Origin of the sequence: Microcella sp., assembly GCF_033763155.1 — a bacterium.
Taxonomy (GTDB): domain Bacteria; phylum Actinomycetota; class Actinomycetes; order Actinomycetales; family Microbacteriaceae; genus Microcella.
This window is the reverse complement of sequence record NZ_JANRKZ010000170.1, coordinates 1-4,559: the sequence shown is the minus strand read 5'-3', so window position 1 is coordinate 4,559 and position 4,559 is coordinate 1. Positions and strand designations below refer to the sequence as shown.

7 protein-coding genes are annotated in these 4,559 nt (G+C 67.0%); 6 read left to right on the top strand and 1 reads right to left on the bottom strand.

What is annotated here, in order from left to right; genetic code table 11:
• On the bottom strand, positions 1 to 715 hold a 715-nt coding region (locus SFU54_RS07265; RefSeq protein WP_319015621.1), incomplete at its 3' end, for a DMT family transporter.
• Between the two features lie 68 nt (positions 716 to 783).
• Between SFU54_RS07265 and SFU54_RS07260 the strand changes: the two genes are divergently transcribed.
• The 6 genes from SFU54_RS07260 to SFU54_RS07235 form a co-directional block, all read left to right on the top strand.
• Positions 784 to 1,131, top strand: coding sequence for an HNH endonuclease signature motif containing protein (locus SFU54_RS07260; protein ID WP_319015620.1), 348 nt, complete (start codon positions 784 to 786; stop codon positions 1,129 to 1,131).
• A 4-nt stretch (positions 1,132 to 1,135) separates the two neighbouring features.
• Positions 1,136 to 1,975, top strand: coding sequence for an NADH:ubiquinone oxidoreductase subunit 4 (chain M) (locus SFU54_RS07255; RefSeq protein ID WP_319015619.1), 840 nt, complete (start codon positions 1,136 to 1,138; stop codon positions 1,973 to 1,975).
• A 113-nt stretch (positions 1,976 to 2,088) separates the two neighbouring features.
• Positions 2,089 to 2,433 (top strand): STAS domain-containing protein, encoded by a 345-nt coding sequence (locus tag SFU54_RS07250; RefSeq protein ID WP_319015618.1) that lies wholly within the window; start codon positions 2,089 to 2,091, stop codon positions 2,431 to 2,433.
• 3 nt (positions 2,434 to 2,436) lie between these two features.
• Positions 2,437 to 3,246, top strand: a complete 810-nt coding sequence (locus SFU54_RS07245) for a PP2C family protein-serine/threonine phosphatase (RefSeq protein ID WP_319015617.1) — start codon at positions 2,437 to 2,439, stop codon at positions 3,244 to 3,246.
• Positions 3,243 to 3,656: an ATP-binding protein gene (locus SFU54_RS07240; RefSeq protein WP_319015616.1), complete on the top strand. Its 414-nt coding sequence runs from the start codon at positions 3,243 to 3,245 to the stop codon at positions 3,654 to 3,656. Before SFU54_RS07245 ends, SFU54_RS07240 begins: the two co-directional genes overlap by 4 nt.
• Positions 3,653 to 4,559 (top strand): hypothetical protein (locus SFU54_RS07235; protein ID WP_319015615.1); only part of this gene is annotated, 907 nt, incomplete at its 3' end. The genes SFU54_RS07240 and SFU54_RS07235, both read left to right, overlap by 4 nt.

Below are 4,559 nucleotides of genomic sequence, written 5' to 3'. Positions count from 1 at the left end.
GCACGGGGCCGATTTCGGCGATGAGCGCGAACATCAGCAAGAAGGCCACGGCGCTGCAGACGATCGCGAGCACAAACACTGAGGTGATGACGGGCGGCGACGGAACCTCGGTCGGCCACCCCCCGGTCATCGCGACAATGGGCACGTAAATGAGACCCGCGATCGTGAGCGCGAGGGCCATGACGCCGAGGCCCGGGAGGTCGTGCATCCACTTCGACAAGATGGCGGGGCCGACGGCATAGCCGACGACGGCAACACCGATGAGGGCGACGGCCCCGAGGTCTCCGCCGCCGAGGTCGAGGCCGACAACCGCGGCAACGCCCGCCGTGCCCGTGATGAGGCCGAGCACCGTGAGCGCCGTCACGCGGTGGCGACGGCCCATGACGAATGCGACGCCGATGGCCACGAGCGGGATGCTCGCGAGCAGCAACCCGGTCGTCGAGCTCGGCAGCGTCTTCTCGGCCGCGTTGAGCGCATACCAGGGCAGCACGATCTCGGCGACCGCGAACGCCAGCAGAGGCTTCCAGCGCCGCAGCACGGGGGCGAGCGCCCGCTGGCGCGCGGCGATCGGCAGCAGCAGCGCCGCCGCGATGAGGCAGCGGGCGAGCACGAGAAACTCTGGCGTCAGCTCAGCAACCGCGATCTTGATGAAGAGATACGGGATGCCCCAGATGAGTCCGAGCGCGACGAACAGGTACAGGCCGCGACGAGTCATTGCTCCATCATGGCGGAGGCTCGGCGTGCTCTCGCACGCGCACGTGAGCACGGGCGTAGCCTGGCGCCGTGCCGCACCCGAACTCTCGCCAGGCGAAGGCTGCTCGCCGTCGGCGTCGGCGCGTGGCGGCGGCCGACAACGACCTCACGCCCGCACAGTGGGCCGAGCTGCAGCGGCTGTGGGGCGGCTGCGCCTACTGCGGTGCGATCGACCGACCGCTGCAACGCGATTGCGTGCAGCCCATCGCCCGAGGCGGTCGCTACACGCTCGATAACGTCGTGCCCGCGTGTGGCTCGTGCAACGCGAGTAAGAGCAACGACGAAGTCACGAGCTGGATGCGCCGCACCCGCCGCGACGAGCGCCAGTTTCTCGAGCGCCTCGTCGCGGTGCGCGCGGCCCTCGATGAGTTAGCGTGATCGCGTGCGCCGCTTTCTGCCTCCGTTTTTGATCACTCTCGCGCTCGTCGCGATGTTCGCCACAGCGGCATTCGTTGTGCAGGCGCTCGATGGTGAGTCGATTGATGCCGGACGATCCGATGGCGCCTCGACCCCGGTCGGGGCAGAGGTCGAGTTCGACGAAGACTTCGGCGAGGTTGTGGTCTACGACGTTCTCGACGACGGATCGCTCGACCCGGAGCCCGAGGGTGTCACGGCCGAGGTGTGGGATCTCTGGATTCGCCTCGTCGGAGCCGATGCCGCGGCCTCGTCGATTAGCCAATTTCGCGTGGGGGACTCGGACACGAGCGACACGCTCGCGTACGTCTACCAAGACACCAACCCGCAGTTCTTCACGCTTGCCGTCAACCTGGCCACGGCCGACGACGAGCAGCTCATGGTCGCGACCCTGGTGCACGAATATGCCCACGTGTTTTCGTTCGGCCCCACCGAGTTTGAGCGCAAGGTCGAGGCGTGCGACACCTTCGAAACCATCGAGGGGTGCGCGCTTGCCGACTCATACCTCTATGCGTTCTACGAGGCTTTCTGGGCTGACTACACCGACCGCCCCGACCTTGAAAACGTCGACCCTGACATCGCGTGGGAGTTCTACCTCGCGAACGAAGAAGACTTCGTGAGCGACTATGCCGCCACCAACCTCGGCGAAGACTTTGCCGAAAGCTTCATGACGTTCGTCATTGAAGAAGAGTGGTCACCCGACACGCCAACGGGCGCCAAGCTCGAGTTCTTTACGCAGTACCCCGAGCTCGTGGAACTGCGGGAACAGATGCGCGCCGGCGCAGCAGACGAACTTGGGTTGACATAGCACTATAAAGTGCTATAACGTTTAGTGAGGCGGTTGACCGATCGCTTCATCCGAACGCGGCACCCCCGGCCGCGCTGACACCGCGGCCCCGGCCGCGTTCCCGAGGAGCCATCATGCAGGTGCATGCATCCACTGAGCCCGGCCTCGTTGCCGTGGCGATTTCTGGCCGTTTTGACGCGCACGGCATCGACCGCTTCGACCGCGAGGTCATCGACCTCATTTCGGCCGAGCACGCGCATGTCATCATCGATCTCGCCGACGTCGAGTTCATGGACTCGAGTGCTCTCGCCGGGCTCGTTCGTGCCCTCAAGGCCACGGTTGCCCACCACGGCTCGGTCACGCTCGTCGCCGTGAGCGACGCCGCGCGCATCATTCTCGAGCTCACGCGTCTTGACGCTGTGTTCGCAACGGCGCCGTCGATGGCGGATGCTCGCGCCCGCGTTCTGACGGCAGCCTGACCCATGACCGCCATCGTCGAGAGGCCGGCCACCGTGCGCAGCGCGTGGGCCGATCTGCTGCCGTCGCGTGTGAGCACGAGTGTGCCCGCGCCCGAGGTGACGCATGCCGCGCGCGTGCAGCGCGCTCTCTCGACGACTGACCGCCTTATCGTCGGGTCGATCAGCGCAGCGTCTCACGCGCGTGGACTTCACGGCGCGGGTGGAGACCTTGTTGACCTCATCGAGTCTGACGGCCGTCTGGTGGCCGTGCTCGGTGACGCGGCGGGTCACGGGGCAGCAGCATCGCTCATCGCCGCCGTCGTGCTCTCGAGCGTGCAGCACCACGTGGCACACCTGGGCCCCAACCCGGGTGTGCTGCTCTCGGCCGTGGATTCATCGGTTCGCGACATGCTCGACCGCGCCGCGGCAATCGCGACGCTGGCGATCGTCGCCATCGACCCGGCCGAGGGTACCCTCCGCATCTCCTCGGCGGGGCACCACCCCGTCATGCTCGCGACGGCCGACGCCGTGCGGCGCCTCGGCCCGACGTGCACTCCGCTGGGCGCGCGCGACGTGTGCTCGACTGAACTCACGGCTGACTTCACGCCCGGCTCTGCCCTGCTCATCACGAGCGATGGCATTACCGAGCAGCCCAATGAGAGCGACGACGAGTTTGGCCTCGAGCGGCTCGGCGCTCTCGCCGACGAGGCTCGTCGTCGCACGCCCGTCGCTGCCATCGCGCGCGTCTTGCACGAGGTGGATCAGCACGCCGGTGCAGCCGAGCAGTTCGATGACCGCGCGGTCATTGTCGTGAGGGCAGGTTACTCGTCATGAGAACCCACGACTACCTCATCGACGGAGGCCTCGACTTCTCCTACCTCGACGAGCGACTCACGACCCTGCTGTCGCGCTCGGCGCCTTGGCTCGACGGCGACGACGCGCGCCGTGCACGTTTGGGCCTGCACGAGCTGCTCGTGAACATCCGTCGCCACGCTTACAACGGCGCGATCGGCCCCATCAGCGTCGGGATGACCGCCTCACCCGGCGGCGTCACGGTCATGGTGACCGACTGGGGTTCGGGGCTGCCCGAGGTGCAGCGTCGCGTGCTGCCCACCGTCTCTGACCACGGTGGCTACGGCCTCGGCATCATCGACCGCGTCTTCAGTGAAGTCGAGTACCGCCGCGCCTCGGGGCGCAACGAGTGGGTGCTCGCCGTTCACGCTGCGGATGTGACCACGCGGTGACTTCTCTCGCCCTCGCGCAGCCGTCGGCCGTGCGTGCCGCTGGCGTGCGCGCCGAGCAGGCCCGCGCCGCCGAATTGCGGGTCGCCCGTCGCATCGTGCACGTCGTCAGCGCCGTGTACTTTCTCGTGGCGTTCGTGGTCTTTCGCGAGGTGCTGTTTGCGATTCCCGCGGTGTTGCGCGGTGAATCGGTCATCGTGGGCGACGAACTCGTGCCCTTCTTCAACGTCAACAGCCAACTGCTCGAGCAAGCGGCCGGCGAGTTCAACCAGCTCACCAACGGCTACGAGTTTCGCGTTCGCTACTCGTTTCTGACGACGTGGCTGCGGCACTACCAGGTGCTGCCGTTTGCGATTCTGCTCGTCATTCCGCTGATCGTCATTGCGGCGTACCGCACGGTCGTGTGGTTCATCACCGACGTCTTTCGCACGCTCTCGCCCGTCACGGTCGCCCTCGCCACGGCTCTGCCCGTCGGCCTGATCTACGCGATCATGATCTACGCCAAGGTCACGCACTTCTACACGCTCGCGCTTGGCCTCGCGATGGTCACTATCTCGGTGCTGCTCATGCTGCACTCGCTGCTCTTCTCGACGAAGGGCTGGGTGCGCCGCGCCGTCATCTCGTCGATCGTCACGCTGCTCAACCCAGCCGTGCACTATCTCGTGCTTTTCGTCGTCTTCATCTTCGTCGCGGGCGTGACGCTCATGCTCGGTGAGTTCGCCGCCTGGATTCGCTCGGGTGGCCCGCGGCGGTGGGCGGCGTCGGTCGCCGCTTTTCCGAGTCGCGTGCGCCGTGCCGCGCGATGGGTGCGCCGCCCCACTCGGCCGCACCGGCCGCTGCGACGGCTGCGCATCCGTCTGCACCGCGCTGGCCAGACGACCATGGGTCGCGGCGTCGTGGCCGTCG

Coding starts and splice junctions, on each gene's coding strand:
- SFU54_RS07250 (WP_319015618.1), top strand. CDS start 2,089: ATGCAGGTGCATGCATCCACTGAGCCCGGCCTCGTTGCCGTGGCGATT.
- SFU54_RS07245 (WP_319015617.1), top strand. CDS start 2,437: ATGACCGCCATCGTCGAGAGGCCGGCCACCGTGCGCAGCGCGTGGGCC.
- SFU54_RS07240 (WP_319015616.1), top strand. CDS start 3,243: ATGAGAACCCACGACTACCTCATCGACGGAGGCCTCGACTTCTCCTAC.